Origin of the sequence: Arcobacter sp. YIC-80 (assembly GCF_044841725.1) — a bacterium.
GTDB lineage: Bacteria > Campylobacterota > Campylobacteria > Campylobacterales > Arcobacteraceae > Arcobacter_B.
Genome location: NZ_JBJBSI010000003.1, coordinates 103,392 through 127,596, shown reverse-complemented (window position 1 = coordinate 127,596; position 24,205 = coordinate 103,392). Strand labels below are relative to the sequence as shown.

The following is a 24,205-nucleotide window of genomic DNA, read 5'->3' as shown; positions in this document are numbered from 1 at the left end:
TAAAAAGATTTAATACCTTATGGTACATTCTCTTTGTATTCATCTGAATATTTTTTTATTAAGTGCATTATAGATATAAAAAATGTTACAGTCGCAGGCCCTATAATCATTCCCCAGAAACCAAAAGTTGACAGTCCAGCTACAATTGAGAAGAAAATTAAAATTTCATTTATTTTTGTAGGACTTCTAACTATTTTCTGATTTATATATTTTATGATGATAGGTTTAGCAAAAGTATCAGCAAATATTGATATCATCAAAATAGAATAAGCAGCAATTACAATTGCATTTGTAATACTTCCAGTTACAGCTTCATAAATAGCTATAGGTACCCACATAATAGCTCCACCAATTACAGGTATTAAAGAAGCAAAACCATATAGTACACCAAATAATAAACCATCATATCTATAAAATGTTAAGAAAAATCCAAATAAAAAACCTTCAAATACAGCTGTAATTAAAATAGAATATAAAACTACAGTCATTACATTTGAAGATTCTGAAAAAAGAATAACTGAATCATCTTTTTTTATAGGTAATAAACCTTTTACATAAGTAGCTAAATTTGTTGCATAAAGTGTAAAAAAGAAGAAAAATATAAGTATCATAACCATATCCATCATAAATGAAGCAGAGTTTCTACCTAGGTATGCTCCTGTTGATATGATGTTTTGTACAAGTTGTGCTACATCAATTTTTTCTAATATTTGGTTTAATAGTTCCTTTAAGAATTGAAAATCATCAGAAATACCTTCAACCCAAAGTTTTAGCTTTTCAAAAGTGTTGATCAAAAGTTTTTGATCAATTCCTTTAAAAGCATTTGCAAAAGAAAAAATACAATACATTACAGGAACAAAAAATATTCCTGCTAAACTTAAAGTCATAAAGCTTGTAGCAGCTATTCTACTTTTTAATCTATTCTCCAAATAAAAAGTCAAAGAGTTTGTTGCTACTGCTAAAAGTAGTGAAACAAACATAGCTTTTAAAAATGGAGAAAATAGTTCTACCATAAAAAAGATTGTAACAATAGCAATAGCGATTAAAAAGTAGACTGGTCTCAAAATAGCTTTCCTTGATCCTCATGAAGTTTTTCACTTCCTGGATAAGATAATCTAAACATTTCATAAGTTTTTACAGAAGCCACTCTTCCCCTTGCTGTTCTTTCAATATATCCATTTGCTAATAAATAAGGTTCAATTGCATCTTCAATAGTACCTTCATCTTCACTAAGTGCAGCAGCAATTGTAGATAATCCCATAGGTTTACCTTTATTTGATACAAGAAGTTCAAGAAGATTTATATCCATTTCGTCAAATCCTGTTTCATTTACACCAAGTTCATCTAAGGCATATTGAGCTCTTTTTATATGAATAGAGTTTTCATTTTCAACTTCTGAGAAGTCTCTAACTCTTCTAAGTAATCTTAGTGCTACCCTTGGTGTGCCTCTACTTCTTCTTGATATTTCAAGAGCTGCATCATTTTCACATATTTTTTCAAGTTTAACAGAAGCTTTTTGTATAATTTTAGCAAGTTCATCATGGGTATAAAACTGCATTCTAAAGTGCATACCAAATCTCTCTCTTAACGGATTTGATAGCATTCCTGCTCTAGTTGTTGCACCTATTAAAGTAAATCTAGGAAGATCAATTTTTACAGTTTGAGCAGCTGGGCCTGAACCAATAATAATATCAAGTCTATAATCTTCCATTGCAGGATATAAAATCTCTTCAACTGCTGGACTTAGTCTATGAATTTCATCAATAAATAAAATATCACCTTCTTCAAGGTTTGTAAGAATTGCAGCTAAATCACCTGATTTTTCTATCATTGGACCTGCTGTAATTTTAATATTTGAATTCATTTCATTTGAAATAAGGTAAGAAATAGTAGTTTTACCAAGTCCAGGAGGGCCATAAAAAAGTATATGGTCTAAGGCTTCACCTCTTTTTTTTGAAGCCTCAATAAAAACTTTTAAGTTTTTTTTGATTTTTTCTTGACCAATATAATCATCCCAAGAAGAGGGTCTTAAGCTAACTTCTGCGTTATCTTCTTCAAAAGAGACTTGTTCAACTTCTACAACTCTTTCCATTCTTAGTACTCTTCCTCTTTTGCAGGAAATGATGAATCTTGCACATCATTTCTATATTGATTTACAGCTTCTTTTACAGCACTTGCTCCATTCATATAATGTCTTACAAATTTTGGTTTAAACTCTTCAAAGAATCCAAGCATGTCAGACCAAACTAAAACTTGTCCATCTGTAACATTTCCAGCTCCTATACCGATAGTTGGAATGCTAATGGCTTCACTTATTTTCTTAGCTGCATCACTCATAACCCCTTCTATTACAATAGCAAATGCACCTGCTTTTTCAACTGCAATTGCATCTTTGATAAGTTGTTCTGTATCTTCTTGTGATTTACCTCTTACTTTATATCCACCTTCACTTCTTACATATTGAGGCATTAGTCCTATATGGCCCATCACAGCGATTGAATTAGATGTTAAATGCTTAATTATATGAGCTCTATCTTCTCCACCTTCTATTTTAACTGCTGCTGCTTTTGTTTGTTGATAAACTTTTACAGCATTTGTTAAGGCTTCATCTTTATTATTATATGTACCAAAAGGCATATCTAAAATTACAAAAGCCTTTTTGGCACCTGCACATACAGCATTTGTATGATAAATCATCTGTTCAAGTGTTGCTGATAATGTATCTGGTTTTCCTGCAAAACTCATATTTAAACTATCACCTACTAAAATCATATCAGCTATTTCTTCAAATAATTTAGCAAAAAGTGCATCATAAGCTGTAATCATTGTAAGTTTTTTATTATTCTTAGATTTTTTAATTTTTGTAATGTTCATTTTTTCAAAGTCATTTTTGATTATACTCATTTTAAATTTCCCTAATAATGTATTTAAATTTTAAATAATTGTATCTAATTTATCCCAACATTCTTGTAAAGAAGGTGTCTTTTTAGCTAAAATAAATACAGATAACATTAATTTAAATGTGACTAATAAAGGTTATTATACAAATGCTAAAAAAAATTATTTTATTTTTTACAATTTTTATCTTGAATTTAGTTGCAGATGTTAGTATTTCTGGTCTTTCTGAAAAACAAACTCAATGGCTTAAAAATCATCCCATTATTACTGCTCAAAATGAAGAAGATTATGTACCTATAAATTTTAACAAAAATAATATTTCACAAGGTTATTCTATAGACTTTATGAATTTAATAGCTAAAAAATTAGGAATAAAGATTATTTATAAAACAGGCTATACTTGGAATGAATACCTAGAGATGATTAAAAATAAAGAAATTGATATCATTTTAAATATAGTAAGAACACAAAAACGTAGTGAAAATATGTTTTTTACAAAACCTTATTTATTGTCATATCCTTTTATTTATTCAAATAAAAAAAATCCTATAAATTCATTAGATGAATTAAAAGGCAAAACTTTAGCAGTTCCAAAAGGATATTATTTTGAAGAATTATTTAGAAAAGAATATCCAGATATAAATTTATTAACAGTTGAACATAACTTAGATACTTTAAATAGTGTTTCAAGTGGCAAAGCTGATGCAACTATAGGTATGTCATTTACTTTTGAACATTTAATTAGAGAATATTTTATTACTAATGTTTCCATGACTAGTGAAATTAAACTAAAAGATACTTCAAAAAATTTTGAGAGAATTGGAGTTCGAAATGATTGGGAGATTTTTAAAGAAATATTAGATATCGCAATATCTCAAATAACTTATGATGAAAATAAAAAATTAAAAGAGAAATGGAATTTAAACTCCTTAATTCAAGAAAAAGATATATCTTATATCTTTACAAAAGATGAACTAGCTTGGCTTAAAAATAAAAAAGTTATTAAAGTTTATAATGAGAAAGATTGGGGCCCATATAATTACAATGAAAATGCTAAACCAAAAGGCTATTCTATTGATTATATAAAAGCTATTGCTAAAAAATTAGATTTAGAAATAGAGTTTATTAGTGATATTTCATGGAGTGAAGCTTTTAAAAGATTAAAAGAAAATAAAATAGATTTAATTTTAAATATTGCTAAAACCAAAAAAAGAGAAGAGTTATTTACCTTTAGTGAGAACAATTTTTTAAAAATAAGTAATGGTTTTGTTTTAAGAAAAGACTCAGCAAATATAAACTCTTTTAATGAAATTAAATCTATGAAATTAGCTATAGTAAAAGACTATTTTATTGATGAATTTCTTGAAAAAAAATATCCACAAATAGAAGTAATGTATCTAAAAAATTCTACAGAGGTAGTTCGTGCAGTTTCTGATGGATTTGCAGATATAGGACATGGTACTTTAGGCGCATTAAAGCATGTAATGTTAGAAAATTATATTACAAACTTAAAATATGTTAAAGAAAATGAGTCTAATAATGATTTATATATGGCTACAAATAAGAAAAATAAACAACTTATTTTTTTAATTAATAAACTTCAAAACTCTTCTTTTTCAGAAGATTTAGATGAAATTAAAAAAAAGTGGTTTGTATCAACTCAAGAACATAATAGTTCTTTTAAATTAACTCTAAAAGAAAAACAATGGCTAGACAAAAATGAAATAGTATTAGGTGTAGATAAAGATTATGCTCCTATGAATTTTTTAGATGAAAATAGAGTTTTAAAAGGACTTTCTATAGATTTTATAAAAGCATTAGAAAAAGAAATAGGAAAAGAGATAAAATTTTATATTGATACTTGGCCTAATATTCTTAATAAAGCAATGAATCATGAATTAGATGGAGTAATTAATATAAATGAGAATGAACTAAGAAAAGAAAAATTTTTGTTTAGTAAAACTTATATAAATATTCCTATGGGAGTTATTACAAAAAGTGATTTTAAAAAATATGAAAAACTTGATTCTTTTAAAAATAAGATATTAATTGTAAAAAGAAAAACAGCAGAAGTAGATTATCTATCAAAAAAATATCCTGGAATAAAGTTGATGATAGTTAATAATTATAAAGATGCATTAATTTTATTAGGTGATGATAAAGCTGATGGAATTTTTGCACCGTTACCTGTAATTTTACATCATATAAAAAAACATTTAATTTTAGATTTAAAAGTAAACATAGTTCATTTTAGTGATACTATAGGTTATCAAAAAATTGCAGTTAAAAATACTCAACCTTTACTTTTATCTATTTTTAATAAGGGTATTAATCAAATTGATTTGATTAAAAGAGATGAGATTATAGATAAATGGTTAAAAGTTGAGTATAAACAAAATGAAAGTTACACTTTTCTTTGGAAATATTTAGCTGTTGCTATTTTAATTATTTTAAGTTTAGCAATATTAATTATTTTTATGAGATTAAAGATAAAAAAAGAAGTAGAACGAAGACTAACTATTGAAAAGCAAAAAGAAGAATTTAATTCTATTTTAAATGGTTCTACTACTATTTTAGTTCTTCATTCTGCTTCTGAGATGTTTAGAGTTAATAAAGCATTTTTAAACTTTTTTGAAGTTTATGAAGACTTAGAAGCTTTCAAAAAAGATTATGTTTCAATTTTTAATCTATTTAAAAAAGTTGATAATCCAAATTATATATCTTCATTAAATACAGATTTACAAGGATGGGTTCAAGAGCTTTATCAAAAAAGTAAAAAGAATTTAAAAGTTATTTTGACAAAAGATGGAAAAGATGAACATTTTTTAATTCATGTTAGTTTAGTTAAATTAAATGGTAATGATTACTATTTAATAGAAATGATTAATATTACTCAAGAAATAAATCAAAGTAAAGAAATTGAAGATAAAAATAGAATTATTACAGAACAATCAAAAATGGTAGCACTAGGTGAAATGATAGGTAATATTGCTCATCAGTGGAGACAACCTTTAACTATTATTTCTTCTATTTCAAGTTCTTATAAATTAAAAAAAGACTTAAAAATAGAAATAAAGGAAGAAGATTTTATTCGTGATATGTCAAAAATTACTGATACTTCTAAGTATTTATCTCAAACAATAGATGATTTTAGAAACTTTATAAAAGGGGATAAAGTTAAAGAAGAGTTTAATTTAAGTAGTACTATAAATAAATCTTTAAATATAGTGGGTACTGCTATGGCTAATAATTATATTAATATACAAACAAAAATGAAGGGTAATCTAAAAATTGAAAGCTATGAAAATGAATTAATACAGTGTTTATCAAATATTTTAAATAATTCAAAAGATGCTTTAAAAGAACTTGATGAAGAAAACAGAGTTATTAGAGTATTTTTAGATGAAGAAGATAATGTTGTATCTATTATTATTCATGACAATGCAGGTGGTGTACCTAAACATTTATTAAAAAAAGTATTTGAACCATATTTTACAACAAAACATGAATCTCAAGGTACAGGACTTGGGCTTTATATGTGTTATAAGATAATAAATGAAAGTTTAAATGGAGATATAAAAATACTAAATGAAGAAATAAAATCAAATAACAAGGTTTATATGGGAGCAAAAATAATTATTCAGCTTCCCAAGAGACTCTCTAAAAATTAATAATATTAAGTTAAATATGAAAAAAAGATGATTTTTGATAAAATATATCTTTATAAATATTTAATAGGATTATTTTAAATGAGTGAAAACACACAGAAGAAATTAGTTGGTTATATAACTTCATCAGTTCCTGATAATAGTTTTAGTGTTGATTTAGCTTTTAGTATGAAAGAAGCAGGAGTTGATATTTTGGAGTTAGGTATTCCTTTCTCTGATCCAGTTGCCGATGGACCTGTAATAGAAAAGGCAAATCAAATAGCTTTAGCAAATAATTTTAAAATAGATGATTTATTTGAAGTATCTTCAAAAATAGCTAAAGACATTGATACTTTATGGATGGGTTATATGAATCCTTTCTTTAGTTATGGTGTTGAAAACTTTTTAAAAAAAGCAGATGAATTTGGAGTAAATGGTACTATTATTCCAGATGTGCCTTTTGAAATGGCTCAAACATTAAGTTCTTTATATTCTAAATATAATAAGTCAAATATTTCATTTGTTGCTCCAACTCATAGTGATGAAAGAATTAAAAAAGTTGTTGAAAATTCACAAAAGTTTATTTATATGGTTGCTTATGCAGGTATTACAGGTAGTGGGCAAAGTGAGGATTTAACAAAAGTTATCCAAAGTGTAAGAAAATATACAAATACACCTTTATATATAGGTTTTGGAGTTGATGAAAAAACTTGTCAAGAAAAAGCAAAAGGTGTAGATGGTGTTATTGTAGGTAGTGCATTTGTTAAACATCTAATTGATGATACTCTTTCAAATAATGAAAAAATAAAAAGAATCTCTTCAATTGCTAAAGAGATTAAAGAAAAAATAAACCAATAAAATGCATATTTTAAACAAAGATATCGAGTTTGTAGAAGAACAAAGAGAATGTTCTTACTTTGATAATGAAATATCTGATATAAGATATAGATATATGTTTGATTGTTCAAGTTCTCAATATCAAGAAATGCTTGAGCGAGGATGGAGAAGATTTGGAAAAATGCATTTTGTTCCTGAGTGTAAAACTTGTACAAAATGTATATCTATGAGAATTGATGTAAAAAATTATAAATTTTCTAAATCAGAAAAAAGAGTAATTGCTAAAAATAAAGATACAAAACTTTATATAAGACCTCCTTCTATGACTTTAGAACATTTGAATTTATATAATAAATATCATGCTTTTATGAATCAAAAAAAAGATTGGCCTTTTAACGAAATAGAACCAGGTGAATACTCAAAGTCCTATGTTGAAGGAAAATCTGAATATGCAAAAGAGTTTTTATATATGAAAGATGATAAGTTAATAGGTGTTGCATTAGTTGATATTTTACCAAAATCTATATCATCTATTTATTGTTATTATGATCATGACTATTCAGATTTATCAATAGGAAAATTTTCTATTTTGGCACAAATTAAGATAGCAAAAGAGATGAATATTCCTTATATTTATTTAGGATATTGGATAAAAGATCATTTTTCAATGGGTTATAAAGAAGCTTATCAGCCTTTTGAAATTCTAAAAAATAGACCAACTTTAAAAGAAGAAACTATATGGGAAAAATATGAATTATAATATTGTTGTAATCATTTCAGTAGTTATTTGTGCTATAATTTCTTTATTGTTAAGTTATTATGGAGTATTACTACTTTTAGATGAAAATAGCTCACTATTTAAAATTGCACAACTAATCGTAGCTATAGTATCTATGACAACTTTTTATGCTCCTATAAAACATTTATTACTTAAATATATGGACATAGATATAATTGAAAGTGAGAGTAAAGATGATTAGATTTTTAATTCCAATTTTATTTTTTGTTACAATTACTATGGCTCAAACTCAAGAAAATGAAAATTTCATAGAAGAGGATGGTGGGTCATCAGTTGATTGTCTTATTTTAAAAGATGAAAACTCTATTATTTGTAAGTTTGAAACAGTAAGAAGTGTAAAAGATCAAACTATTATAGCTCAATGGATTGATCCAAATGGAGAAGTTTCAAGAAGTAGGGAGATGATAGTTCCAGCAGGGCATGGATCTATTTATGACTATAGATATATAAAAGGTAGAATTCTTGGAGTATGGACTTTTAAAATTATATTAGAAAACCAAGAATATACAACACAATTTGAATTGAAGTAATTAACTTCTTTTCAAATTATTGTTTAAACTAATTACTAAATTCATAGATTTTTTATTAAAACTATTAGTTATGCTTTCATTATTTTCATCAAAAACTAAAGCTCTTTGTGTATTATTTAACTCTTTTAAATATTCTTGAATTTCTAAAATAAGCTTTTTATCATCTAGTAGTAACACTGTTTTGTTACAAACTTCTTTTAGTCTTTTTTCATCTTGAGATGTAGAGTTTTTTATGTCAAATGATAGTATTTCATTTGATATTTTACTAAATAAGTTTAATTTTGTTTCTCTCATCCATTTATTGTGATCATTTTTTTTATTTATCTTTGAAGTAATTATACTATCAACTACCTTTGTAGATACAGCACTAAATAGTGCAGTTTTTGCAACTTGTCCTAAAATATTAATACCTATATTTAACATTTTTAATCCTTTGTATTTAAAATTTTAAAATTTAAATACTTAATTCTTGTTTAAAACGATAATTATTATCATTAATGTTTTATTAAGATACTGTTTTGTATCATAATAAAAATGATACTAATTATCAAGGTATGAAATGAAAAATATAAATGAAACAAATTTATATAAAAAAAATATAAAATTACAGAATAATATATCAAAAGTTTATGCCCTTGCATTAGCTATTAGTATTATTGTTATTGTTTTTAAAGGGTTTATGTAGTGAGAAGATATGAAATTAGTTTTGAGTCATTTTTGGCCAATTTTAAGAAGTCTGTTTCTAAATCAGGATATAAGAATTCAATTCAAAAAGATTATATTCTAAAGATACTTTATTTTAGTGATGAACATTTAAGTGCAGAACAAATAGTAAATATTGCTAAAAGTTTATATAAAATAGACATGGGAATAGCAACAGTATATAGAACAGTAAAGTTTTTTGAATCAATGAATATTGTAAAATCTTTAGATATTGGTGATGGTACAAAAAGATATGAATTAAATATTTCAATTCATCATGATCACATGATTTGTACTAATTGTAATAAAATTATTGAGTTTACAGATGAACTGATAGAAGAACAACAAGAATTAGTGGCTAAAAAAAATAATTTCAAACTAAAAGATCACATTATGACTATTTATGGAATTTGTGAAGATTGTCAATAATTATTAATTATTGATAATCATTATCACTATAGTTTAAACAAAAACTTACTATAATTCTTTTTATTTAAATAAAGAGGATTATGATGACTATAAACAAAAAGATATTTTTACTATTTACTTGCTTATTTATGCTTTTATTAACCTTGATTTTTTTTATTTTAAAAGATAGAGAGTCTAATGCTTTAACATTTGAGAATAACCTTGTTCAAAATAGGGTGATTAGTTTACATAAAATGTTAAATATAAAAAATCTTCTTCTTAACAATATATCTTATGAATATTCTAAAAGTGAAAAGATTATTGATATTTTAACTAAAAAAGAAACGTATTATGATTTTCATGAAATTGCTTCTAACCTTGATATTTCTTATTTTATAGTTTTAGATAAAAATAAAAATATAAAATATAGTGAAGTCTTTGATACTAGTTCTAAAGAGTATATGGATATAACAAGCAGTATTAAATATTTTTTTGATGATGCAAATCTTGATAAATATGTAAATATGAAAGATAAAATAAAGTTTACAACTTTTGAATATGAAAAATTAATTTTTTCAATTGAGAAAGTAGAAGGATTAGGCTATATATTTGTAGCTAAAGCTTTAAACTCAAGTTTTTTAAGTGAATTATCAAGTGCATTAGATGTTTATGTTTCCTTGCTTCCTAGTTATACTTTAAATGATAATTATAAAACAGTAAATGATTTTGATTATGATATTAATAGAGAAGAGCTAGAAAGTCTTTATATAAATGTAAAAGTTAATGATTATTTTGATGATAGTTTTTATTTATTTTTAAAAATGAAAAGAGAGATTTTTAATGAAATAAAGCAGAGTAATAGATTACTTTTAGAACTTTTTTTTGTTTCCTTTCTACTTTTTATTTTTATAATTTTTGTTTTTATAAATAAGATTTTTACAAGTAGAATTGAAAAAATCTCAAAAACAGTAAAAGCAGTTTCTCAAAAAAAAGATTTAGTACAAAATATTGAATTAATTTATGATGATGAAATTACATATCTTACAAAAAAAATGAATGAAATGTTTAAAACTATTCATAATTCACAAACTGAAACTATAAAAAAAGAAAGAGATTTTTTACAATCAGTATTAGATTCTCAACAACATATTATTTTTATTACAGATGGTAGTGAAATTCATAGTGCTAATAAAAAGTTTTTAGAGCTTTTTCAAAATAGTAATAGTTTTATGAATAATATTGCCATTTTAGATAATAAAACAAAATTGAATCTTTTAAAAATAGCTCAAAAACACTCTTCTATAGATAAGCCAGCTAAGTTTACAGTAAATAATAGTGAAGAAAAATATTTTGTTTTTGATATATCAAGAGTGGAACTTAGAAAATATATTGTTTGTATGAATGATGTATCTAATTATAATAAAAAAATAAAAGAGCTTGAAAATAAGGCTTCAATTGATGAGTTAACATCTTGTTATAATAAAAGTAGTATTACAAATTATTGTAAGTATTGGCTTGATATAAAAGAGTTTGGCTTAATAATTGTTGATATAGATAAATTTAAAAATGTAAATGATACTTATGGGCATTTTATAGGAGATTGCATTTTAAAAGATGTTGCTAGTCTTTTAAAAGCACATTTACAAAGTGATGATTTAATAGGTAGATTTGGAGGAGAAGAGTTTATAATTGCTGTAAATACTTCTGTTGAAAACCTATCAAAAATAGCAAATAGATTAAGAAGTATGATTGAGCAAAAGAATTTTAATTATGAAAAATTAAATTTAAGAATTACTGCAAGTTTTGGTTGTACATATTGTACTAAAGGTAAAAGTTTTGAAGAATATTTTAAAATTGCAGATGAGGCTTTATATCTTGCTAAAAATAGTGGAAGAAATAAGGTTATGAAAAAGTAAATAGTAGAAGGCTTTAGCCTACTACTATTCTTGTAATATTATATGCAATAAAAGATAGAACCCAAGCTGTTGTTGTTGTAAATACAAATAAATAAGCTAAGTATTTCCATCCACCTGCTTCTTTTGCAAAAACCATTGAAGCAGCTAAACAAGGTAAGTAAATCATTACGAATACAATAAATGAAATAGCCGAAGCAAAAGGAATGTTAGCTTTGATTTTTTCTATTAATCCTTTTGAGTTTTCATCATGATCTTCTCCTAGTCCATATAGAATACCTAAAGTTGAAACTACAATCTCTTTTGCAGCTAAACCTGTTTCTAGTGCAACTGACATTCTCCAATCAAAACCAAGTGGAGCAAATAAAGGTTCACTAGCTTTTCCTATAATACCTAAATAAGAGTTCTCTAACTTGTACATAGCTAATTCATTTAATAATTCACTTTTTTTATCTTCTGACTCAACTAGTTCAATTTTATTATTGTATTGTTCCTCAATTAAAGGATATTGAGGATAATTTGAAGCAAACCAAATTAAAATTGAAGCTGCTAAAATATATGTACCTGCTTTTTTTAAGTACATTAAAGCTTGGTTTGAGACTGTATGCCAAATTAGTTTAAATGAGGGCATTCTATATTTTGGCATTTCCATTACAAATGGTTCATCTTCACTTTTAAAGACAATAACTTTTAATGCTTTAGCAGCAATTAAACCTAAAATAGCACCACTTATATATATTATAAATAAGATGTTTCCAGCATTTCCTTCATTAAAAAATGCACCTACAAAAAGAACATAAATTGGAAGTCTAGCTCCACAAGACATAAAGCCTATAATAAATAATGTTAAAAGTCTATCTCTTTCATTTTTTAAAGTTCTTGCTGCCATATAAGCTGGAACAGAACAACCAAACCCTGTAACTAAAGGAATAAAAGATTTTCCATGAAGTCCAAATTTATGGAAAAAACCATCAAGTAAAAAAGCAACTCTACTCATATATCCAGTAGTTTCAAGTAAAGCAATACCAAAAAATAGTATTACAATATTAGGTAAAAAAAGAATTACTGCTCCAACCCCTGCAATTGCACCATCGGCAATTACTGAACTTAATTGATTATCTCCTAAAACTTCTTTTGTACTATCAATTAAAGAGGCAAAAAATGCATCAATCATATCCATAGGAATATTTCCTACTTCAAAAGTAAGTTGAAATAAACCCCACATCAAAAATAAAAATATTGGTAAACCTAAAAACTTATGAATTAATAAAGAATCAATTTTTTCAGTAGTTGACTTAGCTATACTTTTTTCTTGTTTAACTGTTTCTGTAACTGCACCTTTAGCAAAAGCAAATCTCTCATCACTAAAAATATCATCCATATTTTTTGTATCATAATGAATATATAAATGCTCAAAAGCATGAGTAAGAACAGGTTGAAGTTTAACCCAAATTGGTTCATCATGAAAATACTTATAAGTTTGCTTATCTTCTTTTAGTAGTTTGATAGCAAGTTGCCTATATGTTTGAGGAGTTTTAAAAGCATTTTCTTCCATTACTTTTACTAAGTTTGAAATTTCTTCTTCCATGGGTTCTGAAAAAGTAAGTTTTGTTGGAAGCTTTGCAGATTCATGTTTTTCTACAATCTTGTCAAGAATTATTTTTATACCAAGATTTTTAGCTGCACTTGTCTTTACGCATGGTTTCCCTAATATCTTCCCTAATTGAACTTCATCAATTACAATATTTTCTTTTGTTGCTTCATCTATCATATTTAAAACAATAATCATTTTTTTATCAAGGGCAAGTAATTCTGAAGTTAAATATAGATTTCTTTCTAAGTTAGTTGAATCTAATACATTTAAGATTATATCATAAGGTGAGTTCTCTAAATACTCTTTTGTAACTTTTTCTTCTAGGGTATAATCATTTAAAGAGTATGCTCCTGGTAAATCAGTAATTTCAATTTTATAATCTTTGTATTTAAATATTACTTCTTCTTTTGCTACAGTAACTCCTGAAAAATTACCAACTTTAAGTCTTGCATTTGAAATAGAGTTAATAAGCATTGATTTACCAACATTTGGTTGTCCTACTAATGCAACTTTTATTATTTTTTCTTCTTTAAAATTCTTGGTTAACATTTTTCAACCTCGATTTTTGAAGCTTCTGTAAGTCTTAATGCTACTTTTGTATTATTTATTTTTATTTCAATAGTACTTTTTGTAAAAGTTACTTTTTCTACATATACTTTAGAACCTTTTACTATACCAAAAGAATAAAATCTATTTTTTAAGGCAGGTTCACAATTTACAGATTTTACTAGAGCCGATTCATCAATTTCCAATTGATCTAGGGTCATTTTATATTCCTTGTTATTAATAATGATTATTATAATATAATAATACTTGCTTATAGTTTATATGTAATAAGCTTTGATTATTATTGATTATAATTATTAATATTGTAATCTTAATACTATGTTAATAAAATATGACTAAATTAAAATGACACGAAATTGTCACTTGTCTAAAATGATAATCATTATTAAGTTTATTATTGTTATAATATTATAATTATTGATAATGAGTATAGATTTATATTAAGAAATAATTAAGACATAAAATATAAAACTTACACTATAAAGGATAAAATTGATAAGTACAGAAGATATTATAAAAATTGCAGATTATTTTAGCATAATAGCTCATTCTCCTGGAAGATTAAGAGTAAGAGTTAATCCTAAAATAAAAAATGAAGGTGGAAATATTACTTTAGCTGATATTGAAAATTTACCTAACAAAATTAATGGAATAAAAGAAATAAAAATTAAAAAGATTATTGCTTCGGTTACAATTACTTATGACCCAGCTATTTTTGAACCAAGGCTTTGGGAAGATTTAATAGCTCATAGAAATTTAGATGAAGTAACAAAACTAATTAACACCCTAGCAAAGGAGGTAGTGTAAATGCAACAAAATAACGTAGACCAGAACTTGTTGGATGCTCAAAGAGTTGATCCTAATGACCCACAACCTATTTTATCTCAAGCTTTAAGAATAGCAGCTTTTGATGAATTTGAAGCTTATAATACTTATAGTAATGTTATTGCTAAATTTGGAAATGTATTACCTTTTTCAAATATTATAAATTCTGAAATAAATCATTATAATGAGCTTATGACTTTAATACAAAAATATGGTATTGAAGCTCCTTTTGTTGAACAAACTCAAATAGAGTTACCAAATACTTTACATGAGTGTTGTGAAATAGCAGTCGCTGCTGAAATTGATAATGTAGCTTTATATGATAACTTACTTATGTATGTAAATGAACCTGATGTAAGAGATCTTTTTTATAGAATTCAAGCAGCTTCATTTAACAATCATTTACCAGCTTTTAGAGCTTGTGTTGCTTCATTTTATAATCAAGCAAACCCACAAATGAATAATCAAATGTCTCAAGTTCAACAAAATGGGGCTAATATGATGGATAATATGGCGCAATATCAAGAACTACTTGATGATGCAATGAATGGAAACATAGACCAAAATAAAATTATGTCTATGTTATCAAGTATGAATATGTCAATGATGAGTGGTCTTGCTGTAGGTGCTTTAGGTGGTATGGCACTTAGTAGTATGATGAATAAAGAAGATAATACACAAGAGTAAAGGAGTATATCATGGCACTTCCATTTTTATTAGGTGTAGCAGTTGGTGCAGGTGCAATTGTTGCATATAACAATAGTAAAAAAATAAAAGAAAAAACAGATGAACTATTTGATAAATCAAAAGATATAGTTTGTGATGTAAAAGATAATGTAAAACAAAATGTTGAAGCGACAGTTGATTGCATAAAAGACAAAAAAGAAAAAAATAAAACTCAAAATGAGTCTAAAGAAGAATGTAAAGATAAAAAAGAAGAGGAAAAAAATGAAAAGTAATTTTGAAGAACCAAAGATAATGACACACCATTTAGTAAGTGGTGCAGCTGTATCTTTATTAGCAGCGGGAACAATTAATGCTATGAGAATTAAAAAAGGTGAAACAAATATTAAAAAAGCTACGTATGATGTTGTAAAAAGAACAACTCAAGGTACAATAGCAACAGCTTCTGTTGTAGCTGCAAGTTCATATAAAAATGAAAAAAATGGTATGTTTAAAGCTTTAGCTTCTTTAGCAGTTGGTGCAGCTGGAGTTTATGCTGTAGAAATGATTGACAAAAAGTTTAATAGTGATGAACAAGTAGAAGCAGTTTCTTGTGCTAAAGAAAATAATGAGGTAGTAGAGTATGAATAATATGAATCAACAAGGACAAAATCAAGGGCAAAATGTTGCAGGTGTTCAAGATCAAGTTCAAGTAAATCAACCACAAAATATGGGAAATAATCAAATGGTACAAAGTGCTTTTTTATCAAATCCTTATATCAATCAAAATATGAATAATACTCAACAAGTAAATCCATATATAAATCAAGGAGTGAATACTTCTGTACAAACTCCTATGAATGCTCAAAATATAATGCCTCAAAATAATGCTAATGATTCATTTTTTAATGGTGATTTTGTAAAGGGTGCACTAATTGGTGCTGGTGTGACTTTTCTTTTAACAAATAAAACTACACAAAAAGCTATTTTTAATGGGTTTTCAAAAGGTAGTGAATTGGTTCAAGCAGGAATTGAAGAGTTAAAAGAAAGAATGGAAGACGCAAAAGCTCAAATGGAAGCTAAAAACTACTAAGGTTAATTATGAGTATTAATAGTTTTAAAAAAGTTCATAGTACATCTTTTAGAGCAAGATATAAATTTGAACTTTTAAGTGATGAGTATATTGATGAAAATATACTTAAAAACTATCTTGAAAAAGTAGAACACGTAACTTCTGTTCGAATAAATAAAAAAGCAAAAAGTATTATTTTTACTTTTGATGAAGACGTTTGTGATGCAATTGAAGATAGATTAGCTAATGTAGATGCAGATAAATTATTAAGTTCTTTAGATGAAGAAGCTTCTGTTTGTGTATCTTGTATTAGTGAAGAAGAACCTAGTTTAAAACCTTTGATGTATGCTTCAGGTGCATTAGTTAGTGAAAGATTAATTAAAAATAATCTAATAAATGCAACTATTTCAAGTGCTGCTGCAACACCACTTTTAATTGAGGGAACACAAGAACTTTTTAAAGAAGGTCTTACTTCAAGAGTTTTAGAAAGTGCAGCAGTTGGTATCTCTTTAATTAGAAAAGATTATCTTGCAGCGAATTCTACGAATACAATGTTAGCTCTTGGTGAATATATTGAAGAAACAACAGTTCATAGAAGTGATGATTTATTAAAAGAACTTGCTAAGCCAAATGTTAAAGAAGCATGGATTGAAAAAGAAGTTGATGGTAAACTAGTTGAAAAGTTAGTTGATACAGATACTATTGAAGTTGGGGATATTGTTATTGTTTCAGCTGGAAGTACTGTACCTGTTGATGGGCATATTGTAAATGGTAGTGCAAGTGTAAATCAAGTTTCTATGACAGGGGAAGCTGAACCTGTAAAAAAACAAAGAGGTGATAGAGTTATATCTGGAACGGTTTTAGAAGAGGGTAGACTTAAAATTTGGGCTGAACAAGTTGGAGCTAATACAGCGACACAAAGAATAAAGCATTATATTGAGAACTCATTAAATGAAAAATCTTCTGTTCAATTAAAAGCAACTAAATTAGCTGATAAACTAGTTCCTGTTACATTAGGACTTGCGGGAGTTTCTTATGTAATGAGTAAAGATTTTGAAAGAGTAGCTTCTGTTTTACAAGCTGATTATTCTTGTGCTTTAAAACTAGCAACACCTGTTGCTTTTAAATCTACAATTTCAAAAGCTGGTCATGAAGGTATTATGATAAAAGGTGCTAAATCTATCGAAGCTTTAAATAGTGCAGATACTTTTATTTTTGATAAAACTGGAACTTTAACTCAAGGGGATTTAGAAGTTGTAGATGTACAGTCTTTCAATGATAAATGGACAGAAGAAGAAGTTTTAAATCTATCTGCAAGTACAGAAGAACACTATTTTCACCCAGTAGCAGAAGCTGTTGTTAAAGCTGCTAAAAAAAGAGGTTTTGTTCACATGCACCATGAAGAAGTTGAGTTTATTGTAGCTCATGGTGTAAAAACAGAAGTAAATGGTAAAACTGTTGTTATTGGAAGTAGACACTTCTTAGAAGATGATGAAGGAATAGATTTTTCTGAACATCAAGATAAAATTGATGAAAAACTTGATGAAGGTAAAACATTACTTTATATTGGTTATAACAATGAGCTTTTAGGAACAATATCTCTAGTTGATCAAATAAGACATAATACAAAAGAGTCTTTAGAAAAATTAAGAGAATTTGGTGTAAAAAAACTTGTAATGTTAACAGGTGATGTTGATAAAAAAGCTCAAAGTGTTGCTAAAGAGTTAGGTATTGATGAGGTTTATTCAGAATTACTACCAACAGATAAAGCAACAATTGTTAAAAAAATGATGGATGAAGGTAATAAAGTAGCTTTTGTAGGTGATGGTATTAATGATGCACCTGCATTAATTTCAGCTCATGTGGGTATTTCAATGAGTAAAGGTGCTGATATTGCTAAAGCAACTGCTGATGTTAGTTTGTTAAAAGATGATATTGCTGCTGTTGTTGAAGCAAAAGAGTTAGCTTATAAAACAATGAAATTAATTAATACAAACTTTAATGCAACAGTTGGAATAAATTCAGCAATATTAGCAGGAGCTACTTTTGGTGCATTTTCACCTATAGTAACTGCATTTTTACATAATGGAACAACAATTGGATTACTTTTAAACTCAATAAGAGGTGTAAAGTTAAGTAAATAAATTTTAATCCTGATAATAATTATCAGTTAACTTTAAAGTTAAAATAGTTATTATTATGATAATTATTATCAAAAGGATTAAGATGCCATTTATTTTACCACTTGCTACTGTTTTAACAGCAGCCCTAACTTATGAGACTTTAAAAGGAACAAAAAAAACTATTGATAGAAGAGCCAGAAGGAAAAAAAGGAATGAGAAAGCTTGATTTAGAGGTTAAAAAAGAGGTTGCAAAAATAGGAATGACCGCAACATTAGGTGCGACAGTTGTAACTTCAATGTTTATGAAAAATAAACTAGCAAAAAAAACTCATGTCATTGCTGGTGCAGCTTTTTGTGGCTTTGCTCTTTGGCATCATCTGCTTTATCAACCAGAAAATAAACAAAAGAAAAAACTTGTAAAAAAAGAATCAAAAGAAGAAATTGTATTAAACGATAATCTTTAGTGTTTGTATTTTTGGGAAACTTTAGCTATACTATTAGCTATTATAAAATTTAAGGGCAAATTTATATGGTAGAGAATGAAGAGATAATAGACGAACTTAAAAGAATTGTTAAACAAAAAGGCTTAAAATATACAGAGCAAAGAGAAATTGTTCTTAATATATTAATAGGTGCTGAGGAACATCTTTCAGCAGAAGAAGTTTATAATCAAATAAAAAAACAGTATCCAGATACAAATATCGGTATAGCTACTGTTTATAGAGCATTGAGTTTTTTAGAAGAAGTAGATTTAATTACATCTATTAACTTTGGAACAGATGGTAAAAAATATGAAAGTAATGCAAAATCTCATCATGATCATCTTATTTGTACTTCGTGTGGAAAAATCATTGAGTTTTTAGATGATGAAATTGAAAAGAGACAAGAAAGAATTGCTAAAAAGAATAAATTTAAAATCACAAGTCACTCTATGCAATTATATGGGATTTGTGAAAAATGTGCTCAAAACTAAAAGTTTAAACTTTTAGTTTTGTCTTTTTATAAAATATCACCTTTGATATCTTCAGCCCAGGCTTTAATTCTGTCATCAGTTAAATCATCTTGATTATCTTCATCGATAACTAAACCAGCAAATTTTCCATCAATTTCAGCTTTTGATTCATCATATTCATAACCATCAGTTGATGTAAAACCTACAACGTTTGCACCTTTTGAGTTAACTTGCTCATAAATAGTACCTAAAGCGTCTACAAATGTATCTCCATATCCTTCTTGGTCACCTAATGAAAATAAAGCAACATTTTTTCCAGAGAAGTCAAGTTCACAAAATTCATCCCAAACTTCATCTAAATCATCATTTAAATCTCCATCACCCCATGTTGAAGCTCCAAGAATAACTTTATCATATTGTTCAACCTTATCAAGGTTTGCACTTAAATCAAAAACTTCAATTCCACCTAATTCTTCTGCAAGTTTAGTTGCTATTTCTGTTGTATTTCCTGTACTTGTTGTATAAAATATAGCTGTTGCCATTTGTAAATCTCCTGTTCTTATCTTATAATTGATCTAAAAGAGTACGGTATTGCTTTGATTTGATACTCTTTGTTTTTTAATTCATCTACATAAATAGGTATTTGTTTTTTAAACTCATCATCTTTTGGATAAGCTAAATATATTTGATTGAAATCTCCTTTTTTTATTGACTCAATAGCACTTTCTAATTCATCTTTGATATTAGGATTTTTAACTTCAATATTTTTCCATGATGTATAAATTTTTAGTTTACATATATCTTTTGCTTCAATACATATTGAGTCACCTAAATCTATTACATTTTTGTCTTTATGAAGTTTTTTTACCTTATTTAAAACGAATTCATGAAATAGTAAATGTTTATCAATAAGTAGCTGCATATTATTATTTATAAAACAATGAGAAATCAGTTTTGCAGCAGGAACTAAACTTTTACTTGTTACGAATGTTGAGTTAATAGTTTTGTTTAAATAGTTATTTATGATTTTAGTTGAGTTAGAACAAAATTTAAAATTTTTAGAAACCTTATATGTTTTAACATAAGAAATAGGTAACATTGATTTTATTTTAAACTCAAAAGCATTTTTAAGAGAGTAAATACTTAATCTTCTTTGTTCATATTTTGTAAAATTACAGTAAGGCTTTAAAACATAATTACTTAGGTTTAAAAATAGTTGTCTTAATCTAAATTGTGAATTAAAACTATCAAACCCTTTTGGTAAAAACTCTTTGTTATTATCAAAACCAACAAAATCATCACAGTAGTTAAAGTAATTAAAACTCATCTTAAGCCTTCTTTTGAGTACAATTTGCGTAACATTGACTACAATCTTTAATACCCATAATCTTTACATATTCATCATATACACAAGAAACTGATCTTTTAGCACAGATAAATGGAATATTTTTTCTTTTTGCTTCATTTTTATATTTAAGCATAGTATTATGATTTAAAAAAGAAGTAAGCATAACAATACAATCAGTATCTTGCGGTACTTTTTTCTTAGGAGCAGATGATTTTTTTCTAGCATCCCAGTGATTAATATTTTTTGCACCAAGGTTTTCTAACATATTTACAATAGGAGTAATCTTGTCTCCTCCAATAACTAATATACTCATTTTGCTTCCTTTAGCAAGTACAACCAGTTGGTTCTACTAAATCTTTTTTATTTTTTATTTCGTAACATGTAATCATTATAAATCCTTTCATATTGATAATCATTATTAGTATATTACATGAAGAAAACTTAATTTTATATTAATATTGAGAATAGTTATCATTATTTTTTGAATTTTTTGAGATAAAAAAAGGAAGAAAGTTAAACTCTCTTCCTTAAAATTTATTTTATTGTATTAATTAAAATGAGTAAGCTAAGTTTACAGCTACTTTTGATTTATCTTTCTTAGATTCTAAAGATAAGTCTGTATACATAATATCAGCAGCTAAGTTTTCAGTAAATGAATAAGCAGCCCCAAATGTAAACTCTTTATCTTCTTTATTTGTGCTATCATTATCAGCTACAGCGTATAATGCAGATAATTCTACATCAGAGATAGTATATCCAGCAGTAGCATAAACTGTGCTAGCATCTGTAGCATATACATACTCACCTAACTCTTCTGTAGGGTCAATATTATCACCAAATGCAGCAATTGAACCTAATCCATTGTCTTCACCTGTTTGAATATAACCAGCTGCTAAGCTGAATCCAGCTAAGTTAGCACTTGCTTCGAAATGTAAAACTTCTCCATCTTCTGTGTTTGCTGCGTCTTCTGAACTTTGTGCATAATGAGCAGTTAATCCAAACATATCAGTTTCGTAAGTTGCTTTTAAACCATAGAAGTTTGCTACATCTTGTGCAGAATAGAAATAAGGATTTAATACAACATTTTCAATTCCATTGAATTTTGCGTCAATAACGTAAGCACCATCTTTTGCTCCTTCAATATCAGCAAAATTTTTGCTTTCATCAGCACCAACTGCAGCTTGTCTTGTTGTGTATCCAGCAACTAATGTTGTATTTGGAATTAATTTTGATGAAGAAATAACAACAGCTTCGTTGTAATCACCTAACCACTCTAAATCAATTTCTTGTCTACCAGCTTTGATAGTAAGAAAATCATTTGAGAATTCAATGTTTGCAGTATGCATAACAGCATTGTTTTCAAAATCACCTTCGTAATTACCTGATTCTTTTTCAGAGAATTCATGATTTGCTCTAAATCCAGTGTTTAATTTAAAACCATTTAATGAATCAGTTTCATAGTTTAAATCAAAAGTTCCAGCAGTAAAGCCAGAATCTTTTTCTCCTGTTCCATTATCCCATGATTGGTGATGTGCTGTAATTTCACCAGAAAAACTTCCATTTTTAAAAGCTTCATCAACACTATTTGCAGCATACGCAGCAGATGTTAATACTAATGCACTTGCAATAATACTTAATTTTGATTATCGTTATCAATTAATTAGATATTTTATGTAAATTTACATACCAATCATCAGAAATATCTTCTTTCTCTAATTCTGTTAATGTAAGTTCTAAGCCTTCACTTGTATATACAGCTTCTTTAATTTTTTCTTCTGGAATTTCTAAAGCTTCTGTGCAGTATTCAATAACTACTTCATCATAGATAAACTCCTCGATTCTATATCCATCTTCAAAGTTAGTTATTAAAAAATATGTTTCCATTTAAATCCTTATTGATAAAATAAGTGAGAATTATTATCATTTATTCCTTAAAAAAAAGTAAAACTGTAAAAAATAGAAAAATTCTATTTCTTACTTTGTGGAGCATATTTAAAAAAAATGTAAAGAACAGCCACCATAACAACAACTGTAATTACAGACATAAGACTAAGTTCAACTTCAGAACCAGCACCTCTTTGATAGTTTTTAGGCATAAAAAGGAACATTGTGGATAATAACATAAATGAAGATGTAACAACTGCTAATAAATGAGCAAATACCCTATGAAGTTTTGTTATATAAAAATCTTTCACCATTTTCCAAGTAATAAATGCGGCTGATAAAACTATAAGTAAAACTATGATTTTTTCGTATTGTGGATCCAATATTTTTCCTTTAATAAAATTAATATATTTTATGGATAAAAAACTTAAATAAGGCTTTTTTTATACTATTAAAATTAAATATAAATTTATTTAGCAATAAAGTTAAATAGTACTATAATACATGATTAAAATAATGAAGGAAAATGCTATTTTAAAAACAATTATTCTATTAATAAGTATCTTTAGTGTTAATTTATGTGCATCAAATATTCAAGTTATTCCCTCTACTATAAAAGTTGATAAAAAGAAAGTAAAACTTGGGGGAAAACTTTTTAATGATAAAAGACTATCTTTAGATAATAGTATTTCTTGTGCTTCATGTCATATTTTGAATGAAGGTGGAGATGATAATACTATTTTTGCAATAGGTATAAATGGTAAAGTAGGAAATATAAATACACCTACAGTTTTAAATTCTACTTTTAATTTTAGACAATTTTGGGATGGAAGAGCAAAAAACTTGAAAGAGCAAGCTTTAGGACCTATTGAGAATCCTATTGAGATGGGAAGTGACTTTAATATTTTGATAAAAAAATTAGCAAATACTGAATATAAAGAGCTTTTTGGAAAAATATATAAAGATGGAATTACTAAAAAAAATATAGCTGATTCAATTGCAGAATATGAAAAAACACTTATAACACCTAATTCACCTTTTGATAGATATCTTAAGGGTGAAAACAATGCAATTACAGAAAAGCAAAAAGAAGGCTATGAACTTTTTAAAAATAAGGGTTGTGTTGCCTGTCATAATGGAGTAAATTTAGGAGGCAATTTATATAGTAAATTTGGTGTTTTATATGATGCTCAAAGTTCAAACCTAGGAAGATATCACATAACTAAAAAAGAAAAAGATAAGTATTATTTTAAAGTGCCTACTTTAAGAAATATTGAACATACTGCACCTTATTTTCATGATGGACGTACATTTAGTTTACATGATACAGTAAAAATAATGGCACTTTATCAAATAGGTAGACCAATAACAGATGATGAAGTTGATAAAATAGTTAGTTTTTTATATTCATTATCTGCACCTTTATTTAAAGAGGTTGAGTAA

The 24,205-nt window shown here is 26.6% G+C and carries 30 protein-coding genes; 18 read left to right on the top strand and 12 right to left on the bottom strand.

What is annotated here, in order from left to right:
* Positions 1-17: 17 nt before the first annotated feature.
* Genes ACH5BK_RS06235 through panB form a run of 3 tightly spaced genes read right to left on the bottom strand, consistent with a single transcriptional unit; the run spans position 18 to position 2,904 of the window.
* Positions 18-1,064: an AI-2E family transporter gene (locus ACH5BK_RS06235; RefSeq protein ID WP_404305535.1), complete on the bottom strand. Its 1,047-nt coding sequence runs from the start codon at positions 1,062-1,064 to the stop codon at positions 18-20.
* Entirely contained in the window at positions 1,061-2,092 is a 1,032-nt protein-coding gene (gene ruvB, locus ACH5BK_RS06230; RefSeq protein WP_404305533.1) for a Holliday junction branch migration DNA helicase RuvB, read from the bottom strand. Before ruvB ends, ACH5BK_RS06235 begins: the two co-directional genes overlap by 4 nt.
* 2 nt (positions 2,093-2,094) lie before the next feature.
* Positions 2,095-2,904: a 3-methyl-2-oxobutanoate hydroxymethyltransferase gene (gene panB / locus ACH5BK_RS06225; RefSeq protein WP_404305531.1), complete on the bottom strand. Its 810-nt coding sequence runs from the start codon at positions 2,902-2,904 to the stop codon at positions 2,095-2,097.
* A gap of 143 nt (positions 2,905-3,047) precedes the next feature.
* Between panB and ACH5BK_RS06220 the strand changes: the two genes are divergently transcribed.
* The 5 genes from ACH5BK_RS06220 (at position 3,048) to ACH5BK_RS06200 (ending at position 8,711) form a co-directional block, all read left to right on the top strand.
* Positions 3,048-6,569: a transporter substrate-binding domain-containing protein gene (locus ACH5BK_RS06220; protein WP_404305529.1), complete on the top strand. Its 3,522-nt coding sequence runs from the start codon at positions 3,048-3,050 to the stop codon at positions 6,567-6,569.
* A gap of 78 nt (positions 6,570-6,647) precedes the next feature.
* On the top strand, positions 6,648-7,403 hold the full coding sequence (gene trpA / locus ACH5BK_RS06215; RefSeq protein ID WP_404305527.1) for a tryptophan synthase subunit alpha: 756 nt from the start codon (positions 6,648-6,650) through the stop codon (positions 7,401-7,403).
* Position 7,404: 1 nt separating this feature from the next.
* A complete protein-coding gene (locus tag ACH5BK_RS06210; protein ID WP_404305524.1) occupies positions 7,405-8,142 on the top strand; it encodes an arginyltransferase in 738 nt (245 codons plus the stop codon).
* Complete coding sequence (locus ACH5BK_RS06205; protein WP_404305523.1) at positions 8,132-8,362, top strand: hypothetical protein; 231 nt, start codon at positions 8,132-8,134, stop codon at positions 8,360-8,362. Before ACH5BK_RS06210 ends, ACH5BK_RS06205 begins: the two co-directional genes overlap by 11 nt.
* Complete coding sequence (locus ACH5BK_RS06200; RefSeq protein ID WP_404305521.1) at positions 8,355-8,711, top strand: hypothetical protein; 357 nt, start codon at positions 8,355-8,357, stop codon at positions 8,709-8,711. Before ACH5BK_RS06205 ends, ACH5BK_RS06200 begins: the two co-directional genes overlap by 8 nt.
* Here ACH5BK_RS06200 and ACH5BK_RS06195 read toward each other — a convergent pair whose 3' ends face one another.
* Positions 8,712-9,134: a hypothetical protein gene (locus ACH5BK_RS06195; RefSeq protein ID WP_404305519.1), complete on the bottom strand. Its 423-nt coding sequence runs from the start codon at positions 9,132-9,134 to the stop codon at positions 8,712-8,714.
* A gap of 136 nt (positions 9,135-9,270) precedes the next feature.
* On the opposite strand from ACH5BK_RS06195, the gene ACH5BK_RS06190 reads away from it, so the two are divergent.
* From ACH5BK_RS06190 to ACH5BK_RS06180, 3 genes are all read left to right on the top strand, one after another.
* Entirely contained in the window at positions 9,271-9,396 is a 126-nt protein-coding gene (locus tag ACH5BK_RS06190) for a hypothetical protein (protein ID WP_404305517.1), read from the top strand.
* A complete protein-coding gene (locus ACH5BK_RS06185) occupies positions 9,396-9,842 on the top strand; it encodes a Fur family transcriptional regulator (protein ID WP_404305515.1) in 447 nt (148 codons plus the stop codon). Before ACH5BK_RS06190 ends, ACH5BK_RS06185 begins: the two co-directional genes overlap by 1 nt.
* A gap of 83 nt (positions 9,843-9,925) precedes the next feature.
* Entirely contained in the window at positions 9,926-11,737 is a 1,812-nt protein-coding gene (locus ACH5BK_RS06180) for a diguanylate cyclase (protein ID WP_404305513.1), read from the top strand.
* A gap of 13 nt (positions 11,738-11,750) precedes the next feature.
* On the opposite strand, the gene feoB is transcribed toward ACH5BK_RS06180, so the two are convergent.
* Positions 11,751-13,877 carry a ferrous iron transport protein B gene (gene feoB, locus ACH5BK_RS06175; protein ID WP_404305511.1) on the bottom strand — a complete coding sequence of 709 codons (2,127 nt, stop codon included), beginning with the start codon at positions 13,875-13,877 and terminating at the stop codon, positions 11,751-11,753.
* On the bottom strand, positions 13,871-14,095 hold the full coding sequence (locus ACH5BK_RS06170) for a ferrous iron transport protein A (RefSeq protein ID WP_404305509.1): 225 nt from the start codon (positions 14,093-14,095) through the stop codon (positions 13,871-13,873). Before ACH5BK_RS06170 ends, feoB begins: the two co-directional genes overlap by 7 nt.
* A gap of 292 nt (positions 14,096-14,387) precedes the next feature.
* On the opposite strand from ACH5BK_RS06170, the gene ACH5BK_RS06165 reads away from it, so the two are divergent.
* The 9 genes from ACH5BK_RS06165 (at position 14,388) to ACH5BK_RS06125 (ending at position 19,551) form a co-directional block, all read left to right on the top strand.
* A complete protein-coding gene (locus tag ACH5BK_RS06165) occupies positions 14,388-14,702 on the top strand; it encodes a hypothetical protein (RefSeq protein ID WP_404305507.1) in 315 nt (104 codons plus the stop codon).
* The gene (locus ACH5BK_RS06160) at positions 14,703-15,407 is read left to right on the top strand and encodes a DUF2202 domain-containing protein (RefSeq protein ID WP_404305505.1); all 705 of its coding nucleotides are present in this window, start codon (positions 14,703-14,705) and stop codon (positions 15,405-15,407) included.
* An 11-nt stretch (positions 15,408-15,418) separates the two neighbouring features.
* Complete coding sequence (locus ACH5BK_RS06155) at positions 15,419-15,679, top strand: hypothetical protein (RefSeq protein ID WP_404305503.1); 261 nt, start codon at positions 15,419-15,421, stop codon at positions 15,677-15,679.
* Entirely contained in the window at positions 15,669-16,034 is a 366-nt protein-coding gene (locus tag ACH5BK_RS06150; RefSeq protein WP_404305501.1) for a hypothetical protein, read from the top strand. The genes ACH5BK_RS06155 and ACH5BK_RS06150 overlap by 11 nt, the downstream gene beginning before the upstream one ends.
* On the top strand, positions 16,027-16,476 hold the full coding sequence (locus tag ACH5BK_RS06145) for a YtxH domain-containing protein (protein ID WP_404305499.1): 450 nt from the start codon (positions 16,027-16,029) through the stop codon (positions 16,474-16,476). The genes ACH5BK_RS06150 and ACH5BK_RS06145 overlap by 8 nt, the downstream gene beginning before the upstream one ends.
* An 8-nt stretch (positions 16,477-16,484) precedes the next feature.
* Positions 16,485-18,599, top strand: a complete 2,115-nt coding sequence (locus ACH5BK_RS06140) for a heavy metal translocating P-type ATPase (RefSeq protein ID WP_404305497.1) — start codon at positions 16,485-16,487, stop codon at positions 18,597-18,599.
* 82 nt (positions 18,600-18,681) lie between these two features.
* On the top strand, positions 18,682-18,804 hold the full coding sequence (locus ACH5BK_RS06135) for a hypothetical protein (protein WP_404305495.1): 123 nt from the start codon (positions 18,682-18,684) through the stop codon (positions 18,802-18,804).
* On the top strand, positions 18,791-19,042 hold the full coding sequence (locus ACH5BK_RS06130) for a hypothetical protein (protein WP_404305493.1): 252 nt from the start codon (positions 18,791-18,793) through the stop codon (positions 19,040-19,042). The genes ACH5BK_RS06135 and ACH5BK_RS06130 overlap by 14 nt, the downstream gene beginning before the upstream one ends.
* 65 nt (positions 19,043-19,107) lie before the next feature.
* Positions 19,108-19,551: a Fur family transcriptional regulator gene (locus tag ACH5BK_RS06125; protein WP_404305491.1), complete on the top strand. Its 444-nt coding sequence runs from the start codon at positions 19,108-19,110 to the stop codon at positions 19,549-19,551.
* A 26-nt stretch (positions 19,552-19,577) separates the two neighbouring features.
* On the opposite strand, the gene ACH5BK_RS06120 is transcribed toward ACH5BK_RS06125, so the two are convergent.
* The 6 genes from ACH5BK_RS06120 to ACH5BK_RS06095 all read right to left on the bottom strand — a co-directional run bounded on the left by ACH5BK_RS06120 (position 19,578) and on the right by ACH5BK_RS06095 (position 23,145).
* On the bottom strand, positions 19,578-20,072 hold the full coding sequence (locus ACH5BK_RS06120) for a flavodoxin (protein ID WP_404305489.1): 495 nt from the start codon (positions 20,070-20,072) through the stop codon (positions 19,578-19,580).
* Positions 20,073-20,089: 17 nt separating this feature from the next.
* Positions 20,090-20,857: a hypothetical protein gene (locus tag ACH5BK_RS06115; protein WP_404305487.1), complete on the bottom strand. Its 768-nt coding sequence runs from the start codon at positions 20,855-20,857 to the stop codon at positions 20,090-20,092.
* Position 20,858: 1 nt separating this feature from the next.
* Positions 20,859-21,191, bottom strand: a complete 333-nt coding sequence (locus ACH5BK_RS06110; protein WP_404305485.1) for a DUF2325 domain-containing protein — start codon at positions 21,189-21,191, stop codon at positions 20,859-20,861.
* A 238-nt stretch (positions 21,192-21,429) separates the two neighbouring features.
* Positions 21,430-22,506, bottom strand: a complete 1,077-nt coding sequence (locus ACH5BK_RS06105; RefSeq protein ID WP_404305832.1) for an Opr family porin — start codon at positions 22,504-22,506, stop codon at positions 21,430-21,432.
* Positions 22,507-22,534: 28 nt separating this feature from the next.
* Positions 22,535-22,762 (bottom strand): hypothetical protein, encoded by a 228-nt coding sequence (locus ACH5BK_RS06100; protein WP_404305483.1) that lies wholly within the window; start codon positions 22,760-22,762, stop codon positions 22,535-22,537.
* Positions 22,763-22,845: 83 nt separating this feature from the next.
* Positions 22,846-23,145 carry a hypothetical protein gene (locus ACH5BK_RS06095; protein ID WP_404305481.1) on the bottom strand — a complete coding sequence of 100 codons (300 nt, stop codon included), beginning with the start codon at positions 23,143-23,145 and terminating at the stop codon, positions 22,846-22,848.
* A 121-nt stretch (positions 23,146-23,266) separates the two neighbouring features.
* Here ACH5BK_RS06095 and ACH5BK_RS06090 point away from each other — a divergent pair, with 121 nt between their 5' ends.
* Entirely contained in the window at positions 23,267-24,205 is a 939-nt protein-coding gene (locus tag ACH5BK_RS06090) for a cytochrome-c peroxidase (RefSeq protein WP_404305480.1), read from the top strand.